The sequence below is a fragment of the Citrobacter sp. H12-3-2 genome, assembly GCF_009649895.1.
Lineage (GTDB): Bacteria > Pseudomonadota > Gammaproteobacteria > Enterobacterales > Enterobacteriaceae > Citrobacter > Citrobacter portucalensis.
In genome coordinates, this window is the sequence record NZ_CP045837.1 from 2,553,940 (window position 1) to 2,575,102 (window position 21,163).

General features: G+C 52.5%; 20 protein-coding genes and 1 pseudogene. 13 read left to right on the forward strand and 8 right to left on the reverse strand.

Features of this window, described 5'->3' with window-relative positions:
• The first annotated feature begins 363 nt into the window (after positions 1–363).
• The 11 genes and pseudogenes from GHC22_RS12180 to GHC22_RS12230 all read left to right on the forward strand — a co-directional run bounded on the left by GHC22_RS12180 (position 364) and on the right by GHC22_RS12230 (position 11,458).
• Positions 364–1,955 (forward strand): annotated as a pseudogene (locus tag GHC22_RS12180) (arylsulfatase).
• Between the two features lie 81 nt (positions 1,956–2,036).
• Positions 2,037–3,332 carry an anaerobic sulfatase maturase gene (locus GHC22_RS12185; RefSeq protein ID WP_153753077.1) on the forward strand — a complete coding sequence of 432 codons (1,296 nt, stop codon included), beginning with the start codon at positions 2,037–2,039 and terminating at the stop codon, positions 3,330–3,332.
• The gene (locus tag GHC22_RS12190) at positions 3,329–4,333 is read left to right on the forward strand and encodes a MoxR family ATPase (protein WP_153753079.1); all 1,005 of its coding nucleotides are present in this window, start codon (positions 3,329–3,331) and stop codon (positions 4,331–4,333) included. The genes GHC22_RS12185 and GHC22_RS12190 overlap by 4 nt, the downstream gene beginning before the upstream one ends.
• Positions 4,333–5,238 carry a DUF58 domain-containing protein gene (locus tag GHC22_RS12195; RefSeq protein WP_153753081.1) on the forward strand — a complete coding sequence of 302 codons (906 nt, stop codon included), beginning with the start codon at positions 4,333–4,335 and terminating at the stop codon, positions 5,236–5,238. Before GHC22_RS12190 ends, GHC22_RS12195 begins: the two co-directional genes overlap by 1 nt.
• Entirely contained in the window at positions 5,239–5,679 is a 441-nt protein-coding gene (locus GHC22_RS12200; RefSeq protein ID WP_079934027.1) for a DUF4381 domain-containing protein, read from the forward strand.
• Positions 5,672–6,649, forward strand: coding sequence for a VWA domain-containing protein (locus tag GHC22_RS12205; protein ID WP_071446458.1), 978 nt, complete (start codon positions 5,672–5,674; stop codon positions 6,647–6,649). Before GHC22_RS12200 ends, GHC22_RS12205 begins: the two co-directional genes overlap by 8 nt.
• The gene (locus GHC22_RS12210) at positions 6,646–8,160 is read left to right on the forward strand and encodes a tetratricopeptide repeat protein (RefSeq protein ID WP_153753083.1); all 1,515 of its coding nucleotides are present in this window, start codon (positions 6,646–6,648) and stop codon (positions 8,158–8,160) included. Before GHC22_RS12205 ends, GHC22_RS12210 begins: the two co-directional genes overlap by 4 nt.
• The gene (locus GHC22_RS12215) at positions 8,157–9,170 is read left to right on the forward strand and encodes a BatD family protein (protein WP_153753085.1); all 1,014 of its coding nucleotides are present in this window, start codon (positions 8,157–8,159) and stop codon (positions 9,168–9,170) included. Before GHC22_RS12210 ends, GHC22_RS12215 begins: the two co-directional genes overlap by 4 nt.
• On the forward strand, positions 9,167–10,168 hold the full coding sequence (locus GHC22_RS12220; RefSeq protein ID WP_153753087.1) for an HAD family phosphatase: 1,002 nt from the start codon (positions 9,167–9,169) through the stop codon (positions 10,166–10,168). Before GHC22_RS12215 ends, GHC22_RS12220 begins: the two co-directional genes overlap by 4 nt.
• A gap of 23 nt (positions 10,169–10,191) precedes the next feature.
• Entirely contained in the window at positions 10,192–10,569 is a 378-nt protein-coding gene (locus GHC22_RS12225) for a hypothetical protein (protein ID WP_153753089.1), read from the forward strand.
• A gap of 52 nt (positions 10,570–10,621) precedes the next feature.
• Positions 10,622–11,458, forward strand: a complete 837-nt coding sequence (locus GHC22_RS12230) for a DMT family transporter (protein WP_153753091.1) — start codon at positions 10,622–10,624, stop codon at positions 11,456–11,458.
• A 9-nt stretch (positions 11,459–11,467) separates the two neighbouring features.
• Here the strand turns inward: GHC22_RS12230 and GHC22_RS12235 are convergent, their stop codons facing one another.
• Entirely contained in the window at positions 11,468–11,989 is a 522-nt protein-coding gene (locus GHC22_RS12235) for a GNAT family N-acetyltransferase (protein ID WP_048226507.1), read from the reverse strand.
• Between the two features lie 110 nt (positions 11,990–12,099).
• Between GHC22_RS12235 and tam the strand changes: the two genes are divergently transcribed.
• Both tam and GHC22_RS12245 read left to right on the forward strand, forming a co-directional pair.
• Entirely contained in the window at positions 12,100–12,858 is a 759-nt protein-coding gene (tam, locus tag GHC22_RS12240) for a trans-aconitate 2-methyltransferase (protein WP_057067518.1), read from the forward strand.
• Positions 12,859–12,989: 131 nt separating this feature from the next.
• The gene (locus GHC22_RS12245) at positions 12,990–13,367 is read left to right on the forward strand and encodes a GFA family protein (protein WP_003832953.1); all 378 of its coding nucleotides are present in this window, start codon (positions 12,990–12,992) and stop codon (positions 13,365–13,367) included.
• Here GHC22_RS12245 and GHC22_RS12250 read toward each other — a convergent pair.
• The 7 genes from GHC22_RS12250 to sad form a co-directional block, all read right to left on the reverse strand.
• Positions 13,364–14,278: a bestrophin family protein gene (locus GHC22_RS12250; RefSeq protein ID WP_048235395.1), complete on the reverse strand. Its 915-nt coding sequence runs from the start codon at positions 14,276–14,278 to the stop codon at positions 13,364–13,366. The genes GHC22_RS12245 and GHC22_RS12250 overlap by 4 nt on opposite strands.
• 215 nt (positions 14,279–14,493) lie before the next feature.
• Positions 14,494–15,945, reverse strand: coding sequence for a tagaturonate reductase (locus tag GHC22_RS12255; protein ID WP_153753093.1), 1,452 nt, complete (start codon positions 15,943–15,945; stop codon positions 14,494–14,496).
• A gap of 106 nt (positions 15,946–16,051) precedes the next feature.
• Positions 16,052–16,579 (reverse strand): N-acetyltransferase, encoded by a 528-nt coding sequence (locus GHC22_RS12260; protein ID WP_153753095.1) that lies wholly within the window; start codon positions 16,577–16,579, stop codon positions 16,052–16,054.
• A gap of 80 nt (positions 16,580–16,659) precedes the next feature.
• Entirely contained in the window at positions 16,660–17,019 is a 360-nt protein-coding gene (locus tag GHC22_RS12265) for a DUF4186 domain-containing protein (RefSeq protein ID WP_008784753.1), read from the reverse strand.
• Positions 17,019–17,945, reverse strand: a complete 927-nt coding sequence (gene glsB, locus GHC22_RS12270) for a glutaminase B (RefSeq protein WP_003832944.1) — start codon at positions 17,943–17,945, stop codon at positions 17,019–17,021. Before glsB ends, GHC22_RS12265 begins: the two co-directional genes overlap by 1 nt.
• 62 nt (positions 17,946–18,007) lie before the next feature.
• Complete coding sequence (locus GHC22_RS12275; RefSeq protein WP_008784752.1) at positions 18,008–19,585, reverse strand: methyl-accepting chemotaxis protein; 1,578 nt, start codon at positions 19,583–19,585, stop codon at positions 18,008–18,010.
• Between the two features lie 103 nt (positions 19,586–19,688).
• The gene (gene sad / locus GHC22_RS12280) at positions 19,689–21,077 is read right to left on the reverse strand and encodes a succinate-semialdehyde dehydrogenase (protein ID WP_057067522.1); all 1,389 of its coding nucleotides are present in this window, start codon (positions 21,075–21,077) and stop codon (positions 19,689–19,691) included.
• Between the last annotated feature and the right edge of the window lie 86 nt (positions 21,078–21,163).

Sequence of the window (21,163 nt, forward strand, 5' to 3'; positions counted from 1 at the left end):
CCTCTTTGACCTGAATAGAGCATTTGGCAGCTATGTATCCGCGTGGCTTGCATAGCGTCCTGGTGCATAAAATTAACTGTCAGTGTGTGTTGCATCGATTCAGCATTATGTTGAAATCCAATAATGATAACTTCTTCCATAATTTATTATTAAATAACTTCCAGATGGAATAACCCCTCCGCCTTAATTAAGCTGCATTAAATTAATCACGATGCGAAAGATATGCCCTGCATTATTCATATTTTTGCAGAAATTCTCGAATAGTTATCTTGTGAAAGTAATAAACCTCCATTAGAAAAAATTTGGAGGATTTTTTTCGTGTCTATACTCAAAAGGCTTTCCTAATGAACGGAGTTCCCCACCATGCATAAAAGTGTCCCTTTTAGAAGGACGATGATTGCCAGTGTGCTAACGTTAGCAGCTGGCGCTGTGTCCACTGTTCATGCTGCACCGGCGACATCTACCGCACCGGAAAATGCGCCAAAGCAAGACTCATCTAAACCAAATATTGTCGTTATATTTGGTGATGACATCGGCTACTGGAACCTGAGTACCTACAATCAGGGCACCATGGGATATAAAACCCCAAATATCGACAGCATCGCTGCCGAAGGTGCCAAGTTCACCTCCTACTACGCTGAGCAAAGCTCGACCGCTGGCCGTTCTTCATTCATTACCGGACAAATGCCGTTCCGTACCGGGATGAGTAAGGTGGGGATGCCGGGTGCGCCGCAGGGTCTGCAAAAAGAAGATCCGACCATTGCGAACATCCTGAAGCAACTGGGCTACGCTACTGGCCAGTTTGGTAAAAACCACCTCGGTGATCGCGATGAATTCCTGCCAACCGCGCACGGATTCGATGAGTTCATGGGTAACCTTTACCACCTGAACGCCGAAGAAGAACCGGAGAACCCGGACTACCCGAAAGATCCGGCCTTCCGCAAAGAGTTTGGCCCACGTGGCGTCATTAAGAGCACCGCCGATGGCAAGATTGAAGATACCGGTCCGCTTACCGTCCAGCGTATGAAAACCGTGGACGAAGAAACGCTCGCGGCCAACAACGACTTCATGGAACGTCAGGTTAAAGCCGGTAAGCCATTCTTCACCTGGTTCAATACCACCCGTATGCATAACAAAACGCACCTGAAAGACGGGAGCATTGGTGCTACGGGCCTTGGAACCTACGCCGACGGCATGGTGGAACATGACAAGATGATTGGTGAAGTGCTGCAGAAGATTAAAGATCTCGGCATCGAAGACAATACGATCCTCGTCTATACCACCGATAACGGCCCGATGACAGAACCTGGCCGGATGCAGGCGAAACGCCTTTCCGCGGCGAGAAGAACACCGGTTGGGAAGGTGGTTTCCGCGTACCTGCGATGATTCGTTGGCCGGGCCACGTTAAGCCTGGCACCATCGTTGACGGCATTTTCGGCAGTAACGACTGGTTCCCTACCCTGGTTGCGGCTGCAGGCGATCCGAACATTAAAAACGAGCTGTTAAAAGGCTACAAAACGCCGTCCATTACCTACAAGGTGCACCTGGATGGCTACAACCAGCTCGACTACCTTCAGGGCAAGGGCCCGAATCAACGTAAAGAGTTCTTCTACTGGAGCGATGACGGCGATCTGCTGGCTATGCGCTACGAGCGTTGGAAAGTTCACTTTATGATTCAGGAGCATACCGGTCTTGATCTATGGAAATACCCGTTCACCAAGCTGCGTACGCCACTGATCTTTGACCTTGAAGTCGATCCGCTGGAGAAAGGCAGCGACGGTATGGGCTACAACTCCTGGTTCTACGACCGTCTGTTCCTTATGGGCGGCGCGCAGAAATACGCGAAAGAGATGCTGGAAACCTTCAAAGAGTTCCCACCGCGTCAGAAACCGGGTTCGTTCACCATTTCCGACGCTTCGGCGATGCTGGAACAAGGCTCTAATATCAATAAATAACCTAAGCCTCCGGGCAGGCTGTTCAGACAGCCTGCCCGTTTTTTGAAGAGTAGTGACGTTTTCTTGTTAGAGGTCTGCTATATGAAGTACAGCACCACACTACCGGTTAAAGCGCTTCCGTCGGCGGAAAAATATGACGGCAAAGGGCCAGAATACAAGCGCCGCTTTCATGTGATGGCCAAGCCCACCGGCTCGACCTGTAACCTTGACTGTTCCTACTGTTTTTACCTGCACAAAGAAGAGCTGCTGCATCAGGACAGACATACTGGCATGAGCGATGAGGTGCTAGAGAATTTCATTCGTCAATACATTGATGGCCAGGACGGCGACCAGGTGGTCTTTTCCTGGCAAGGTGGCGAACCCACATTGATGGGGTTGGAATTCTTCCAGAAAGTAGTCAAATTTCAGAAGCTGTACCAGAAGCCCGGCCAGCGCGTCGAGAACGATTTACAAACTAATGGCGTGTTGTTGAACGACAAATGGGCTGAATTTCTTAAAGAACATCAATTTCTGGTGGGGCTGTCCATTGATGGCCCACGAGAACTGCATGACCGCTATCGCGTTACCCGTAGCGGCAAACCGACATTCGACAAAGTGATGGCGGGCGTTGAGGCCCTCAAGCGTCACGGCGTCCCATTTAACGCCCTGGTCACGGTAAACCGCACCAATGCCCGCTTTCCGTTGGAAGTATACCGCTTCGTCACCCGTGAACTGGGCGCAACCTACGTACAGTTTAACCCGTGCGTCGAACCGGTCGATTTCAAGCAAACCGCACCACAGTTCTGGCAGGACGAAAGCATCCCGCTGACCGGTAGCCGCCGCGCGCGCCCTGGCGATCTCGATTCGATCGTCACCGACTGGTCAGTTGACCCGGAGGACTGGGGCACATTTCTGATCGCCGTGTTTGAAGAGTGGGTTAATAACGATCTGGGCCGCGTACAGGTCAATCTGTTCGAAACGGCGGTCGCGCAGACTATAGGAATGCCTGCTCAAATCTGTACCCATTCAGAGTTCTGCGGTAAAGGGCTGGCGATCGAGAAAAACGGCGATATTTTTTCCTGCGATCACTACGTCTATCCCGAGTACCAGATCGGCAATATTGAACATGCCCAGCTTTCACACCTGGCTTTTTCCGAACGGCAAAAAGCCTTCGGCATGGGCAAACGCGACACGCTACCCAACTACTGCAAAACCTGCCCTTATCTGAAGCTGTGCTGGGGCGAATGCCCGAAAAACCGCATTGTCCGCACACCGGACGGCGAGCTGGGGTTGAACTACCTTTGCCCGGGCATTAAAGCCTTTTTTAACTATGCCGAGCCGATTCTGGTGGGCATCACAACCTTACTTAAACGTGATTTTGCAGGGCTACGCCGATGATAAATCGAGAAAAATTATTACAGCTTGAACAACGCATGAATGAGCAGGTTCTCGGTCAGGAAGAGCTGGTGCGCATGCTGATCATCGCCCTGCTTTGTGATGGACACGTTCTGCTGGAAGGCCTACCGGGTCTGGCGAAAACTCGCGCTGTGCGTGAGCTTGCGCGCCACGTTGAGGGGGATTACCGCCGTATTCAGTTCACGCCGGACCTTCTGCCTTCAGACATCACCGGCAGCGAAATCTATCAGCAAAACGCTTCCCGCGAAGAGGATCAGTTCCGCTTCCGCCCTGGCCCGGTGTTCGGCAATATCATTCTCGCCGATGAAATTAACCGCGCCTCGGCGCGCGTGCAGTCCGCTCTGCTGGAAGCCATGGAAGAACGTCACGTAACGGTGGCGGGCAACAGTTGGCCTCTGCCCGGTGTTTTTATGGTCCTTGCCACACAAAACCCGGTGGATCAGGAAGGAACCTGGCCGCTGCCGGAAGCCCAACTGGACCGTTTTTTGATGAAGGTGCTGGTGCATTACCCGTCTAAAGAAAACGAACAGAAAGTGATGCAACTGGTGCGCAGAGAACAGCAGCAAAAGTACCAACAATTGACGAACGCCACACCGGCCGCACCTGAACAACCCGATGCGCTGATGCTGAGCCAACAAGAAATTGCCGAATGTTGGCAGGCTATTTCCGCCGTTCATGTTTCCTCTACTGTCGAAAACTATATCGTCAATCTGGTGGACTTAAGCCGCCATCCGCAGTCGGTGAACGATACGCTGGCCGGGTACCTGACCTTTGGCATTAGTCCCCGCGGCACCCTGGCCCTTGAGCGTTGCGGTCGCGCGCAGGCCTGGCTGGAAGGTCGGGATGCGGTGCTGCCAGAAGACATTAAAAAGATAGCCCCGGCCGTGTTGCGCCACCGCCTGATGCTCAGCTACCAGGCCAGCGCCGACAACTGCACGCCGGATGATGCCGTACGGATGCTCCTTGATGCCGTGGTAGCGTGATGAACAGTGCCGTTCGCGTTGACCGCGATACGCTGCTGAAGCTCGCTGGCGATGCGCGAGCCATTGCCAATCCGCCAGGGCAGATCCCACCAGGTGCACTTGGCGGAGAGCGCACATCACGACAGCAAGGTCGCGGGCTGAACTTTGACAGCCTACGCCGCTATCAGCCCGGCGACGACGTCCGGCTGATTGACTGGCAGGCCACCGCGCGCATGCGCACGCCGTGGATTCGCCTGTATAACGAAGAGAAAGAACGTCCCGTGTTCTTGTTGGTCGACCAGCGGCGGGATATGTTTTTTTCGACGCGCGTGCAGACTAAATCCGTCGCTGCGGCTAAAACCGCCGGGCTGCTGGCCTGGCGCAGCTGGCACGACGGCGATCGTTTAGGCGGTATCGTCTTTGGTGACCAGGACTTTTCCCTGCGCAAATGCCGTGCGCCAAACGCTTCACTCCCTGCATTTCTCGACGATTTAGTGCAGTACAACCACGCCGTGGCGGACAACTATCCGCATGAAGCCCCCCATCCGCTCACGCTGGCAGCCATCCTGCGCCACAGCCTGCCGTTGATTCCAACCGGCTGCTGGGTCGCGTTAATCAGCGACTTTCACGATATGGATAGTGAATGCGATGCACTGCTGGCGGCCCTGCGCCGTCGGGGAGAAGTAAGCGCGTTCGTGATGCTCGACGATCTGCATTTGCGCCTGCCTGCTCACGGGCGACTGGCGGCCCGTTATGAAGGGCAAGAGGCGGCATTTTCACTCTCGCCTGAACTACAGGACGGCATCAAACAGAGTATTACAGCGCGGCTTTCGGCACAGGCGTCGCGCCTCACGCGGCTTGGCGTCCAGGTGAAGCAGATTGTTGTCGCCGGGGATCTGCTCAGACAGCTACAAAAAGGGGTTTAGATGCTGGAGAAAGGATTTACGGTACCCGAACTGGCGGAACCGGTTCTCCCCGATTCACCGTCATGGTTTCCCCTGCCGCCGGGATGGTTTGCTCTGGGCGGCGTCGTGCTTCTCGTGATACTGGTTTTTCTCATCTTTCGCGTCGCCAGATGGCGCCGCAATCTGTGGCGTCGTCAGGCCCTGACGGCCCTCACTCAACCGCAAACGGTGGACAGCTGGCTGCTGCTGATGAAACGTATTTTGCTGGTGCATCAGCCGCGTGAACAGGTTAGCGGTGCGCTGGACCCTGCCCAATGGCTCCCGTCCGTCCCACTGGATAATGCGCTGCGTCAGCGTCTTTGCGAACGATACTGTCAGCCAGACAACCAGTTGAGTGATGCCGATACCGCGCGGCTGCGTGTTCAGCTTCGCACCTGGCTTGAAGGACTACCCCATGTCTGAATACTTCTCACGCCTGGCGTTCGCCTGGCCATGGGCCTGGCTGCTACTTATCCTACCGTTGGTAGGCCGCTTTGTGATGGCCAAAGAGCGCTCTCTTAAAGAGTATGTTCGGGTCCCTTTTTTGCCCGGGCTGATCAATGAACTCCAGCTCAATAGCCAGCCGGCCCACAGCGGAAAGTTATCGACCGGGCTGTTCTGGCTGGTCTGGGCGCTGCTGGTCTGCGCGCTTGCCCGCCCGGAATTGCTGACTCCGCCACAACATATTGAAAAACCAATGCGCAACATCATGCTGATTCTGGACGTTTCTGGATCAATGGAAAAAAACGATGTTGCGGGGGGCATTACCCGGCTACAGGCGGTGCAGGAATCGGTTAAAAAATTCGTGGCCGCCCGCAAATCAGATCGTATCGGTCTGGTGATCTTTGCTAACAGCGCCTGGCCATTTGCGCCCGTCAGTGAGGATAAACAGGCGCTGGAAACCCGTATCAATCAGCTTGCGCCAGGCATGGCGGGGCAACAGACGGCGATTGGCGACGCGTTGGGCGTGACGGTGAAACTGTTAGATTCCAGCGGCGATAATGAAGCCAGCAAATTGGCCATTCTTCTGACCGACGGTAACGACACAGCTTCGCAGTTGACACCTCGCCTTGCCGCACAGCTGGCGGCCAGCCATCACGTACAGGTCCACACCATCGCTTTTGGCGACGTCAACAGCAGCGGCGATGACAAGGTGGATTTAGGTCTTTTGCAGGATATCGCCCATACCACCGGCGGGCGCGCATGGACGGCGCAGAACAGCGGTGCGTCGCTGGATGCGGTCTGGCAAGAAATTGACGCCATCACGCCGGTGCAGGTGAAGAGTATTGGCTGGTCATGGCGAATACCGTTGTTTGCCTGGCCTCTCGCTGCCGCACTGGTTTTATTGCTGGCTTTTAATATTTATCGCGCGCTCAGGGAGAGAATGGCATGAGTGATTTTCACTTTTTATACCCCTGGTGTTTGCTGCTGTTGATTCCTGCCATCGCGCTGTGGTGGTTACCCTCTGCCGGGCGTAGCGCCTGGTCACGCATTATGGATAAGTCGCTGGCAAACGCGCTGATCGTCGGGCGACAACGTAAACTTAGTCGGGCGCTGCCGTGGCTGGTGATGCTTGGTGTTATCGCGCTCGCAGGCCCAAGCTGGCAGCGTCAGCTTCCCGCCGCCCTGACGCCAGAAAGCAACGTGATGGTGATTTTGCAGCAGGATACCGCGATGCTTGCCAGCGACCTGCCTCCCAGCCGACATCAGCGGATGCAGACCAAAATCATGTCGCTGATGGAACGCATGCCGGGAACACGCTTTGGCCTGGTGGTCTATAACGCCGGGGCCTGGCTCACCACCCCACTTACCGTCGATACGGCCTTTTACTCGCTGTTCCTGCATGCGCAAACGCCTGCACTATTACCGTCTGGCGAAGGTTCTGGATTACAACATGCGGTCTCGCTGGCAATCCACAATATGCCCACCGCGCCGCGCAGCATTATCCTGGTGGCCGATACCTTAAGCGCGGAAGACACCAGATGGCTTGGCGAACAAAAGACGCCGTTACAAATCTGGGTGCCCGGAACCGCGCAAGGGGGCGCGCTGCCCGAGAAATATGCCGCCAGCGGTACGGATACACGGTTGAACGTTTCGCGCTTCGAGCAGATGCGCGACGACGGAATTCCGGTCACGCTGGTAACCACCGATGATGAAGACCTGCCCGTGGTACAGAGCCACATCCAGCAAAGTGTCACCGCGCAAAACAATGCCCGCAGCGATTTACACTGGCGGAACGATGGCTGGATGCTAACGATCCCAATACTTGCCCTGCTGTTAATCTGGCGACGCCAGCTCTTTTGCTGGGTTTTGGTCGCGCCGCTGCTGTTCTGGCAGCCTTCCGGCCACGCCGCCTGGCTGGATGCCTGGATAAGCCCCGATGTGCAGGGGCAGCGTGCGTTCTCCAAGGGGGATTACACACGCGCTGCCCAGCATTTTAACGATCCACTCCGGCAAGGTATCGCATGGTATCGGGCGGGAAATTATCCCGCAGCTACCGCCGCGTTCCGACAGGCTGAACAAACCCCGGAAGCGCTGCTCTGGACAGGCAATAGCTACGCCCAGCAAAAGCAGTGGCAACAGGCGTTGAACAGCTACGATCGGGCGTTAAGCCTGCGCCCGGACTGGAATCTGGCGCAGGGTAACCGCGCAAAAATCGCCGCAATCATCATGCAACTGCGACAAAAGGAGCGCGAAAATAAATCGGCTCAGGGAGAAGAAGAAGATTATAAACCCGATGAAATTAAGCACGACCTGAAGCCCCACCAGGGGGTAGAACAAAAGGATATTCAGCCCATTGCCGGAGGGAATCCACAGGTGAATCAGTGGTATGAAAATCTGGCGGTTTCACCTTCTGGGCTGTTAGAAAGCCTCTACCGAACCCAGCCAGGAGAAGACCAATGAAGCTTATCTGGTTATTACTGCTGGCGGTACTTCCCTGCCAGGCGGCAATGACGGTCTCCCGCGAATTGATCGCCCCAGAACACGTTGTCCCTGGCCAGCCGGTGCGGGTAGCGGTAACGTTCTGGACAGATTCCTGGTTTAACCCGCCGCCGCAGTGGCCCGATTTCCCAGTAGAAAATGGCGATATTCTAACCAGCACGTCACCGAATCAGTTGCTGACCCGTCACGATGGCGGTACAAGCTGGAGCGGCGTGCGCATGGAACGCCAAATCACTGCATGGGATCAGGGTAAGCTGGATTTACCGGCTTTCGAAATGACATTAACCGCATCCGGGCAAGCACCCGTTACGGTCAAACTGCCTGCACTGGAAACGGCGGTTAGCTGGCCGACAGGTGTCCAACAACCGGACCGTTTTCTGCCCGCGTCCAGCTTTTCGCTCAGCCAGAAGGTCAATATTTACCGCAGTGGTGAAGATAAAACGCTGCGCGCCGGTGACGTAATCGAACGCGTCGTCACAGCCAATGCTACCGATGTGATGCCCGCTCAGATCCCACAGCTGCTGTATGCTATAAACGGCACGCACACCCAACGATTGACACCAGAAAACCGTATGCTGACGTCGGGGCGCGGTGACATTACAGGCGCTGAACGCGTGGAAATACTCCGCTATTTACCGGTTGTTGCAGGAGAAATCACACTACCGCCGATTAAATTACGTTGGTGGGATACAACCCATCAGCAATGGCAAATCGCTGAACTGCCCGGCAGTAAATATACCGTTGCCGCTTCACGCACCGCTGGGGCAGAATCTGTGTTAAAAGGCAGCCGCGACACCTTCACCTGGTCGACCGTGCTGCTGCTGACGGGCGGCCTCGCTTTACTCGTTCTTATGTTTATTTTCCGCCGCACATTGCTGCGTAGCACGCGTTATTTATCTCACCGCTGGTGCCGATTCTGGCAGCCGATTTCGTTACCGGGACAAACCCCAGATAACAGGAACTCACAATGAAGCATACGTTAATTACACTGGCTTTATGCGGCCTTTGCAGCACCGCCGCGGCTGAGCCCCTCTCCGCATGGAATGACACGGCAGCCAAACACGCTATTGAAGAATGGGTACAAAATGCCACCAACCCCGATCGTCCAACGTTTATTCCCACTGATAAACGCTACGTCGTATTTGATAATGACGGGACACTGTGGCCGGAAGCGCCGATGACGTTTCAGATCCAGTTCGCGCTGGACGAGATTAAACGTCTTGCCCCAGAAAATCCCAATTGGTCGAACGATCCGCTGGTGCAGGCCGTATTGAAAGACGACCTCAAAAGCGTCGTCGGTTCAGGAGAAAAAGGGCTTATGCACCTGCTATCGCTCACGCACAGTGGCATGACAACGGAGGACTTTACTCAGCGGGTTGCCAACTGGGTTTCAACGCATAAAGACCCACGTTTTGGCTGCCAGTATGACCAGATGGGATATCAACCTATGCGTCAGTTGCTGGATTATCTACGAGAGAATGGCTTTAAAACCTGGATTGTTTCCGGCGGCGGGATAGATTTCATGCGCGTGCTCTCGCAAAAAATGTATGGTATTCCGCCAGAACAGGTGATCGGATCGTTCGCGCTCGGCGAGTTCGCGTTATCCGGAGATGGGACAACAATCACCAAGACGATGTCGGGAGCCTTCAATGATGACGCGGCGAACAAGCCCGTGGCGATCCACCTGTTTATGGGGCAGCGCCCCGTGGGCGCATTTGGCAATAGCGATGGCGATCTCGCCATGCTGCAGTACACGGCCGCCAATCCGGACGCGAAAACCTTCGGACTGCTGGTCCATCATACCGATGCCGCACGTGAATACGCCTATGATAGTCACCCACCCGCAAGCGGAAAACTTGTTGATGGATTAACGCAGGCGAAATCGCATGGCTGGACCGTGGTTGATATGAAACAGGACTGGAAGACCGTATTTGACCCGGCGCAGTGCGTCGTGAAATCATCACCATAACGATCAGTTTAAGGCATCAGTCCATGTTCCTGAAAGACGATAACATCTTCTTACGTATCATATTGTTACTACTTTCTACCTCTACGCTGTCGAGCTGCACATTAACCCGTGTTTCCGACAGCACACATGCCAAAGAGGTCGATGAGCTGAATGTTATTGGTCTGAGCCTGGAGGCAGCAAGGCAAAGAGCAACTGAAAAAGGTTTTGTGTGCAGCGAATACGGAAACGTGAACACGGTTGTAACCGAACAGGGTGAGCATCGATGGCTACAAACTGAATGCAGCAAGAAAAGTGCAGAGCTGTTCTGCCCACAAATGCGTTTTGTCGTTCTTAATGTCGATCCCAACACGAATAGAGTCGTTGATGTTGGCAATTATGTTAATCAACACACCTGTTTTTAAAGACAACACCTGCATCTTGCGCTAATTATCGTATCGACTAAAGGACGTTATCTTGCTCATCAGAATCATCATCGCAATGGTCGCATTTGCCGGCAACTCCGTACTTTGCCGACTCGCATTGAAGGGGATGCATGCTGATGCTATTTCATTCAGCAGCCTCCGGTTGATAAGTGGCGCAATTGCCCTTTTCTTTTTTATTGCGATAACATCTGACAGCAGAAAATTTGAGTTCAAGTGGTTAAATGCCCTGCTCCTTTGTATCTATGTTTTTTCATTCTCCATTGCCTATGTTTCTCTCAGCACCGGTGCTGGTGCCCTGCTGCTCTTTGGTACCGTTCAGCTCGTCATGACAGTATGGGGGATAGCTCAGGGAGAAAAGCTCGTAATTTTAAAAATAACAGGAATACTCGGAGCATTGGCTGGAATAGCCATATTGCTGCTTCCTGGTGCAGAACGCCCTTCCTTGTATGCTGCAATAATGATGGTTATTGCTGGGTTAGCCTGGGCGTTCTATAGTATCACAGGGAAAAAAATCACGGATGCGGCTGCCTCAACCGGGGGGAATTTCATCCTGGCAATCCCGGTCGCATTGATTATCCCTCTGTTCTTCCGCTCTCATCTTCATATTGATATATATGGATTAGTTCTGGGCGTGCTTTCTGGTGCAATTACATCGGGAGGTGCATATCTGCTCTGGTATTCATTGCTCCCCTTACTCAGGTCCACAACTGCCAGTACTATTCAACTCAGCGTACCTTGTCTGGCCACTCTCGGTGGGATCCTATTTTTGGGCGAAACGCTTACCGTCAGAATCCTTCTCGCAAGCGTCATTATTTTGGCTGGAATTGGCTTAGTTATTTTCTCTGATATGAGAAAAGGAGCAAAATAGACTGATTAATTATCGGCAAAGACGATACAGAACATGTTGTGCCAATCGATGATCTGGCGGCAACGCGGGATGCGTAAACTCTTCTGTTTTATTCATACCAAGTCGTATCATCAGATTCTCTGACGGTTTATTCAGCACAGAAGTAAATGAAACGACTTCATTTAGCGCCAGTACGTCAAAAGCAAATGCAAGACTCGCTTGCGCGGCTTCTAACGCCAGACCCTGGTGCCAGTATGCTTTAGCAAGGCGCCAGCCAATTTCGGTACAGGGTGAAAAATGAAATTTATCAGGTTGTGGATGCAACCCCACACAGCCCACAAACTGGTGTGTTTCTTTTAGCTCTACGGCCCAAAATCCCCAGCCGCGTTCTGCAATACCTTCACTAAATCTATCGGCCAGGTTATCGCTTTCAGCTTTCTGTAGCGGCGCGGGGAAAAAACGCATCACGTCAGAATCGGCATTGAGTGCAGCAAAAGGGGCTCGGTCTTTAGCCTCCCACTGCCGTAATATCAACCTTGATGTTTCCAGCATATTCCTGCCCTTATCATTCATTTTCATATAATCTTCTAAAATAAGTGGCTCATCGGCAAGGTCTTATACCGTCCTTTTCCGACTTTTTCTCTCATACTGGAGATTTATACATGGCCGACTGGAACCCTTCGCTTTATCTGCAATATGCAACTGAACGTTCAAGACCCGCAGCAGAATTACTCAGCCGTGTGGCGTTAGAAAATGTCCGCTCAGTTGTTGATCTTGGTTGTGGTCCGGGAAACAGTACGGCATTGCTGCATCAGCGCTGGCCCACGGCAAAGACAACAGGTGTCGATTCTTCACCTGCTATGCTGAATGAAGCACGCAACGCATTACCTGACTGCCATTTTATCGAAGCGGATATTAGCCAGTTTAAGCCCGAGCATCCCGTGGATCTGCTTTATGCAAATGCGTCGTTACAGTGGGTGCCCGATCACTATGAATTATTCCCACATTTGGTCTCACAGCTGAGTCACAACGGCGTTCTGGCCGTGCAAATGCCGGATAACTGGCTGGAGCCCACGCATGTACTGATGCGCGAAGTGGCTTATGAACAAGATTACCCCGACCGGGGGCGTGCTCCGCTTCCTGGCGTTCACGCCTACTATGATATTTTAACCGAAGCGGGTTGTGATGTGGATATCTGGCGTACAACGTATTATCACATTATGGATTCGCATCAGGCGATTATCGACTGGGTAAGCTCAACGGGACTACGCCCCTGGTTGCAGGATTTGAGCGAAAGCGAGCAGCGTCATTACCTGGCTCGCTACCATGAACTGCTTCAGGATCAATATCCGTTGCAGGAAAACGGCAATATTTTGCTGGCATTTCCGCGGTTGTTTATTGTTGCCAGACGCAATAGTTAAGCGTTTATCATCAGACAGATCACAGGACAGGGCTACCGAGTATGCGCGCCCTCGCCTTTTTATCATAAGGATCTAGTGGCTATGTCAGGCATCTGTTAGTGTCTTGCCACATGTTTCTGACGGGGGTTGTTATGTCTAAAGTCTACATTGGTGGATGTCTGTGTGGCTCGATCCGCTTCACTGCCAGCAGTCCTAATAATTCCCATACCTGCTCATGTGATATATGCCGGAAACATACGGGTGCCCCGACCGTCGTCTGGATTGAGTTTGATGCAGAAAATGTAGAATGGACGGGAAAAGCCGGAAAACCGACAACCTGGCGCTCATCTGAAACTACCAGCCGGGCTTTTTGCCCTCAGTGCGGTAGTTCCGTGGGCGCCATCGATGACGCTCCGGTCATTGCGCTTTTAGCCGGCGCTTTTGACGATCCTAATGATGAAGATCTGGCGCCGGAGTTTCATTCGTTTTCTGATATGCGGCCAGCATGGTGGGAAACAGAACGAAACTAAGTTAGTTGGTAATGTTTATCCGGCATATGTTTTGCTGGCACATTGGTTTCATCGTTCATTTGCAGTAAATCGATTTCGATTGCATTGCAAATCGCATCCAGCGGCAGGTCATTGTTCTCAGTACCAAACGGATCTTCAAGCTCTTCCGCAAGCGCATCAAGCGAGATAAAAGTATAGGAAATCAGCACTGAAATAAACGGCGTCATGTAGTGAAGATCCACCACCAACGCGAATGGCAGCATGATACAAAACAGATAAACAGTGCGATGAAGGATCAAAGTATAAGCAAACGGAACGGGTGTATTCGCGATTCGCTCACAACCTGCCAGTACTGCCGACATATCATTTAATCTGTTGTTTAAACTATGAAATAATATATCGGACAGCTGCCCATCACGTCTGCGTATGGCCAACCACTCCCCCATCAGCAACAAAATGCGGTTTGCTGGCGATTGTGCGGCAAATACCGTCTGCAGATCTTTCTCGCTGAGATATTTCGCCAACGGCTCTGCCTGTGGGTTTCGACGTAATGTCATGCGTAAACAGTGGGCAAATGCGATTTGCAGACGAACAAACTGCCCCAGTTCGGCGTCATCCGGTAAGGTGGTTTTCACCTCGCGAAGTAGCGATCGGGAAGCAATCATCAACTGCCCCCACAGGTGTCGGGCTTCGACATAACGTGAATAGCAGGCGTTATTGCGAAAACCTAAAAAGATAGCAATCGCCACGCCCAGAATACTGAACGGTGCCAGGGTAAATTTGATACCCAACATCGTATACCAGGGCAACATGATGATAACGGCGATGGAGAGCAGGAAGTTCAGCAGCAACCGTGAGAATATTTTAGATAATACGGAACCATGCCAGACGAATATCAGGCGCAGCCAGTGTTGTTGGGGACGAACGATCATGGTTATCTTCGGGAAAATGTGAAATCCGTCACATTAGACGCGATAGCGATCAATGTTGCAAGTTAATCGCAACATTATCCCAACAACTTTGGCCCTGCTTAAAATGAAGCCGCACCTAAGTTACAGACCGGGTTTATGATATAAACCACACAGTATGTTGTAACTAATGCATATCCACAAAAAACCCGGCCTGAGCCGGGTTGTCGGTAGTCGTCTTAGCGCAGTGGCTTAACGGCTTCACGCATACCTTTTGCCAGAATGGTATCGAGATCGGCAGAGACCTGTTCCACCAGTCCAGAAACCTGCGTCAGATCTTGTTCCCAGTGTTCTTTGACACCCAGTACAGATTTGACCAACGCTTCGGTACTTATCTGGCGATCGCGATGCTGGGACCACAGCTGTTGAAAACGCTCTATCCAGTGCGCATCATCCTGAACCGGATAAGACTCACCGTTGCGCTCTCCACGATAAAAAGCAATTAACGCGGCAAGCGCAAACGTCAAACGCGCCGGCAGCTTACCGCTGGCCTGTTGCCCTGCCAGCAGTTGCGGCAATATACGGGTGCGGAATTTGGTCATGCCATTCAGGGCAATCGACAGCAGTTGATGTTTTATATACGGGTTGCAGAATCGACCGGTTACCGCGCTGGCGAAAGAAGCTAACTCATCACGTGGTAAATCCAGTACCGGAATGATCTCTTCATAGATCGCTTTCTCCACGAAAGCACAAATCTCAGCGTCATTCATCGCCTCGCCCACGGTGTCCAACCCTGCCTGCCAGGCAACAGGGACCAGCGCGGTGTGAGCACCGTTGAGAATCGCCACTTTGCGCTCTTTGTACGGTTTGATGTCATCCACGATCAGGACATTCAGCGGATACTTATCCAGACGTAGTTCTGCTGCTAATGACTTCGGCCCCTGAATGACAAACAGATAGAAATGTTCTGCGGTATCGAGGAAAGCATCATGATAGCCCAGTTCAGCTTCGAGCTTAGCTACCTCATCACGCGGATAGCCGGTAACAATACGGTCCACCAGCGTAGAGCAAAATGCATTGGCCTGATCCAGCCACTGAATAAACGCTTCCGGCAGCGCCCATTCCTGAGCGTAGCGCAGAACCAGTTCACGCAGTGCATCACCGTTATAATCAATCAGTTCGCAAGGGATGATAATCCAGCCTTTATCCAATGCGCCGTTAAAATAGCTGAAGCGTTCGAACAGCAGACGCGTCAGTTTAGCCGGATAACTAACCGCTGGCGCGTCGTCAAACTTATCGCCTGCGTGGTAACTGATACCTGCTTCCGTGGTGTTAGAGAACACAAAACGCATATCAGGATTATGCGCCAGCTTCAGGAACTCATCGTATTCGCTATAGACGCTGATTTCACGGTTAACTGAACGAATTAGACGGGCATCACTGACGGCCTCGCCCTTCTCATTCAAACCACGAATGATAGTGGTATAGAGGCCATCCTGCGTACTCAGCGATGGCGGGAAGGAACTTTCGATAGGACGAACAATGACCACACCAGCGTTCAGATCGGTATGCTCGTTGAGCAGATCTACCTGCCAGTCTACAAAGGCGCGCAGGAAGTTTCCTTCACCAAACTGAATAATGCGTTCAGGATACTGAGCACCGGGGAAATCGCGACGATTTAGTGTTTGCACAATGGGTTCCCTTTATGATTAGTCATACAACCTGATTGAATTGGTCCAATAGGTTAGCAAACTTTAATACATTGAAACCCTGTTTTGATCAATCCCCGGCGACAAATTAGAGCGTTTTATAGAAAAGTGTGGTTCCAGTCAGCGTCCCGTTGGGCATTTGGGCATAGTCAGGTATTACCCCAACCTTTTTCCACCCACAATTGTGGTAGAACAACTCCGCACCACTGCCCGTCGCCGTATCAAGCACCAGCAGCGTTTTACCTTGTTGACGCGCGCAACTTTCCAGTTCGTTCATCAATTCACGGGCCAGGCCACCGCGTCGCGCTGAGGGGTGAACCAGCAGTTTGGCGACATCAGCACGATGAGGTTGATTTTCGGGTTGATCGATAATGAGTTGGACGGTACCGACAAGCACCCCCTGCGCATTCTGCATACCAAGAACGATCCGTTCTCCGCGAGAAACACTTTGCGCGACCTTCATCCAGAAAGGCTCTGATTTTTCGCGATTAAAGGGCAGCATAAAACTGATGGAGGCGCCGTCATTGACGCACTGTTCAAGAACATCGCTGAGCTCGTCGATTCTCGACAGAATCTGTGCAGCGCTCAGCACAAAGCAGGGTTTGCCGGAAGCCATGGTTTCTCCTTAGATTGACCCCTTCATACTGCTTTTAACAATTACACAACACAAGGGGGCATATCATAGGATAATGTTATCTATGGCTTATTCATTTGGAGCACTAACCAGTGGTAAATAACCGTGACAACGTAACGTTGCTGTTCATCGTTTAGCGCTACACCCTGAGGTATATCATGCCATTTCGCCAGACACCCTCGACAGCACGTCGCCGTAGCATGTTGAGCAATAAATACCGGGTGACCACGCATAGGAGTCTGTTTACCATCATTGGCGGGAAACGCAGGTGCCAGTCGTTTAGCTATAAAATCCGCAGCATGTTGTTCGATAACTGGCGCCCCTTTATCCAGACAATACTGCCTTTCTTTCTGACCAAGACGAAACCGCGAGCGAAACGTTGATTTCGCCAGCCGGGCAAAAAGAGGATCGAGCGTTTTCATCAGTAAACCGAGCGCCCCAGCTGTTGTGTTAATTGCTCCAGCACGGCGATACCGGCCAGTGAATTTCCCGCCGGATCCAGTTCCGGACTCCAGACAGCAATCGCCATCTCGTGTGGCACGATCGCCACGATGCCGCCACCCACGCCAGATTTCGCCGGAAGCCCGACCCGCCAGGCAAATTCCCCTGCGTTCTGATACATGCCGCTGGTCGCCATCAGCGCATTGATCTGCCGGGCCTGCATGGGTGTGACCACAGGTTCCGCAAGATGAAAGGCATGCCCTTGATTTGCCAAAAAGACAAAAGTCCGCGCCAGTTCCACACAGCTCATTTTCAGCGCGCAGTAGTGAAAATAGTTCTGCAAAACGGTGGGCACGTCATGGTGAAAATTGCCGAAGGATTTCATCAACCAGGCAATAGCGGCGTTACGCGCCGAGTGCTCAAACTCCGATCGCGCGACCGTCGCATCATAGGCGATATCCGAAACGCCGCTTAATGCCCGCACCACTTCCAGCATCCGTTGACGCGGTGCGCTTAGACGCCCTTGCAGCATATCGCAAACCACCAGCGCCCCGGCATTAATAAAGGGATTGCGAGGGATACCCTGCTCCATTTCCAGCTGCACCAGGGAGTTAAAAGGATGACCGGAAGGATCTTTGCCGACGCGCTGCCAGATCTCCTCTTCCTGATAGTGACGCATCGCCACGACCAGACTGAGCACCTTTGAAATCGACTGAATAGAAAAACGTTCTTGCGCATCTCCCGCCTGATAGTGCTGTCCATCAACGGTACAGATAGCAATACCCAGTTTTGAACCGTCGACGGATGCTAATGCCGGAATGTAGTCAGCGACTTTACCCTGACCAATCAGCGGACGAACCTGCTGCACAATGGTCTCTAAAATTGAATTGTCCATGGCCCTGGCCACAACATGCTCCTTGCTCGCAGGTATGAAAGGCCTGCGAGTATAACAGAGCTGAATACGCAGCGTCAGGCCGGAAGGCGGAATCTGGCCACGGCCTGCATAAGCTGGTTAGATTCATGGTGAAGCTGTAAGGAAGAATCAGATGCAGCATTCACCAGATCACTGGTTTGTCGGGCTTCGCCGTTCAGGACATGGAGCTGACGGGTTAACTGGTGAATACTGTTCCCCTGATTTAACGTTGCAGTCGAAATGTCGTTCAGTAACGCGCCGAGGTTTTCCACCAGTGCGATAACCTGCTGCAAATTCTTATCCAGTCCGTTAACCGCGTGAAAGCCCTCTTCAATGCCCTGTAACGAGTGTTTAATCAGTGTCTGAATGTTTTGCGTAGACTGACCGCTTTTTCGCGCCAGCAGCCCAACTTCTTTCGCAACCACGGCAAACCCGCGCCCTTGCTCCCCGGCATGTGCTGCCTCAATTGCGGCGTTGAGAGCCAGGATATTTGTCTGAAATGCAATGTTGTCGATAAGCGTTGTAATCCCTCGCATTTCAGACGAGCGAGTCACAATCGCCTGCATTGACGCATTTACCGTCGCCATCATTCGGTCTCCACCTGCCGCAATATCACGCGCCTGCACTGCGCGTTGATTCGCCAGTTCAGCAAAGCCACTGTTATCCTCAACATGCGTTTCCAGAACCGAAATATGCGATGTCACAGTGCTCAACTCTTCACTTTGTTTTGCCGACTGCTGGTATAGTTGTTTATTGTTCTGCGCAAGTTCGTTGATATTTCCTACCATTGCGGTGGTGGCATCATTCACCTGCCGCACCAGCGCGCAGAGCCCCTGCTGCATTGCAGCAATACGCGAACTTAATTGCGTCACTTCCCGATTAAACTGACTCACCTGCGGGGCTGGCCGAGAAAGATCACCCGCCGCTAAAATATCGATATGATCGATCAGCCGTCGCAGCGGCATAATCACCCAACGGAACATACTACGCCAGACCAGAAAGGCGATAACCACCAGCACCAGAGGAATAAACAAAAATAGATTCTGTAAACGCTCAAGACTGGTCAACAGCTGCTGACGCCCAGCTTCCGCATGTCGCCCACTGTCCTGCTGAAAGCGCGCGTAATTACCGTTAAAGTCTGTCTGAAAGGCCTGCACGGGTACGGCAAAAAACGCATCAATGGAACCTGACTGCATCAGCCCATCCGCCTGCTCCTGAATACCGCTATAAAAACGCTGATAGCTCTCCGTTAGATCCGGGTCCGACTGCGGCTTCATATCCCGCCAGGCATCCCATGCACTTTTTGACTGCGCCAGCGCCCGATACGCCTCTTCCATTAACGGACGCCAACTCCCGTCCGAACCGGTGGCGGCATCCTGCATAAAATAAATTCCCGCACGGTTGAGTAAATCGCTGGCAGATAATAACGCCACCCGCGCTTCATCGACCTTTGCCTGCTGCAAAAGCGCGAGTTGATTACGCCCTTCATTATGCTGTGCGTCGCTGACTGAGGCCGAGAGCATCAAGGAGGACACGACCTGCAAAACAGAGAACAGCGCAATAATGCAAAAAATGCCGGTTAACAGACCGAACTGACGGGGTATTAGACGATGGAAAATTTGCGTTATGTTCATATTACTCTTCTGTATCAAAGCGTTAGCCGCGAGTGTACGGAGAGTAAATGACAGAAAAATTGCAGAAATAAGACAGGTGCCCCCAGCGGAGGCACCCACACCATCAAAGGCGGTTTTTCCAGACGGTCTGCACGTTACAAAACTCATGCAGGCCAAAGTGAGAAAGTTCGCGGCCAAAGCCACTTTTCTTCACACCACCAAACGCAACGCGGGCATCGCTGGCACTGTAACCATTGATAAATACGCCACCACACTCCAGGCGTGACGCCATCTTCTGCGCCAGCGCTTCATCCGCAGTGAACACCGTGGCGGATAAGCCGAAATCACTGTCATTCGCCAGCGCTAAGGCATGTTCAGCATTCTTCGCCACGGTAATTGCCGCAACCGGACCAAACAGCTCCTGGCGGAACGCCGTCATCTCTGGAGTGACATCGCCCAGTACCGTCACGGCATAGTAATTGCCCTGACCAGCAATTTTTTCCCCGCCGAGAAGTAACCGTGCCCCTTCGGCAAGGGTGGCTTCTACCTGCTGGTGCAGCTCATCACGCAGATCAAATCGCGCCATCGGCCCCAGATCGTTTTCTTCGTTCAGCGGATCACCCATTTTGAGCGCGCTCGCAGCGGTCACAAAGCGTGAAGTAAACTCTGCCGCAATCCCTTCTTCGATAATAAAGCGCTTGGCTGCCGCACAAACCTGCCCGGTGTTCTGATAACGCCCAGCGACTGCCGCCTTAACGGCCAGATCGAGGTCAGCATCATTGAGGACAATAAACGGATCGGAGCCGCCCAGTTCAAGCACACATTTTTTCAGCGCGGCACCCGCCTGGGCGCCAATCGCCGCCCCAGCACGTACACTGCCTGTCACCGTTACCGCCGTAATACGCGGGTCATTGATCATCTGACTGACCCCAGCGTTATCGGCATTAACCCAACCGTAAACCCCCGCGGGTACACCAGCATCAGCGAAAACCTGCGCAATAATTGCAGCACAGCCGGTTACGTTAGGCGCATGCTTTAACAAGTAGCCATTTCCAGCCAACAGTATCGGGACGGCACCTCGCATTACCTGCCAGAGCGGGAAGTTCCACGGCATGATCGCCAGAATGGTTCCTACCGGACGATATTCAATCACCGCCTGATTATTCTCCACCAGCGTAGGTTCCGGATTGAGCATCGCCGGTCCATGCTCGGCGTACCAGTCACACAATGCAGCTGACTTGGCGACTTCAGCACGCGCCTGCTTAATGGGTTTACCCATTTCACGTGAGATACACTGCGCCATCTCTTCCGCACGATGGCGCAGAGATTGCCCGATCTGGCGCAGCGTTTGCGCACGGTGCTCAACGGAAGTATGTTTCCATTCGCTATAGCCATTCGCGGCAAGGTTCAGCGCATGATCAATCTCTTCCGCGCTGGCCCACGGCGTCGCCGTCAGCCTTTCACCGCTGGCAGGGTCAATGGAAATCGCATGTGTTGCTGCTGTGATAGTCATAAGTGCCTCTCTTTATCGCAGGGTATGGTTATATCATGAGCATATTTACTCTTTCTGAAAAATGAATAATATTAACCATACCATTC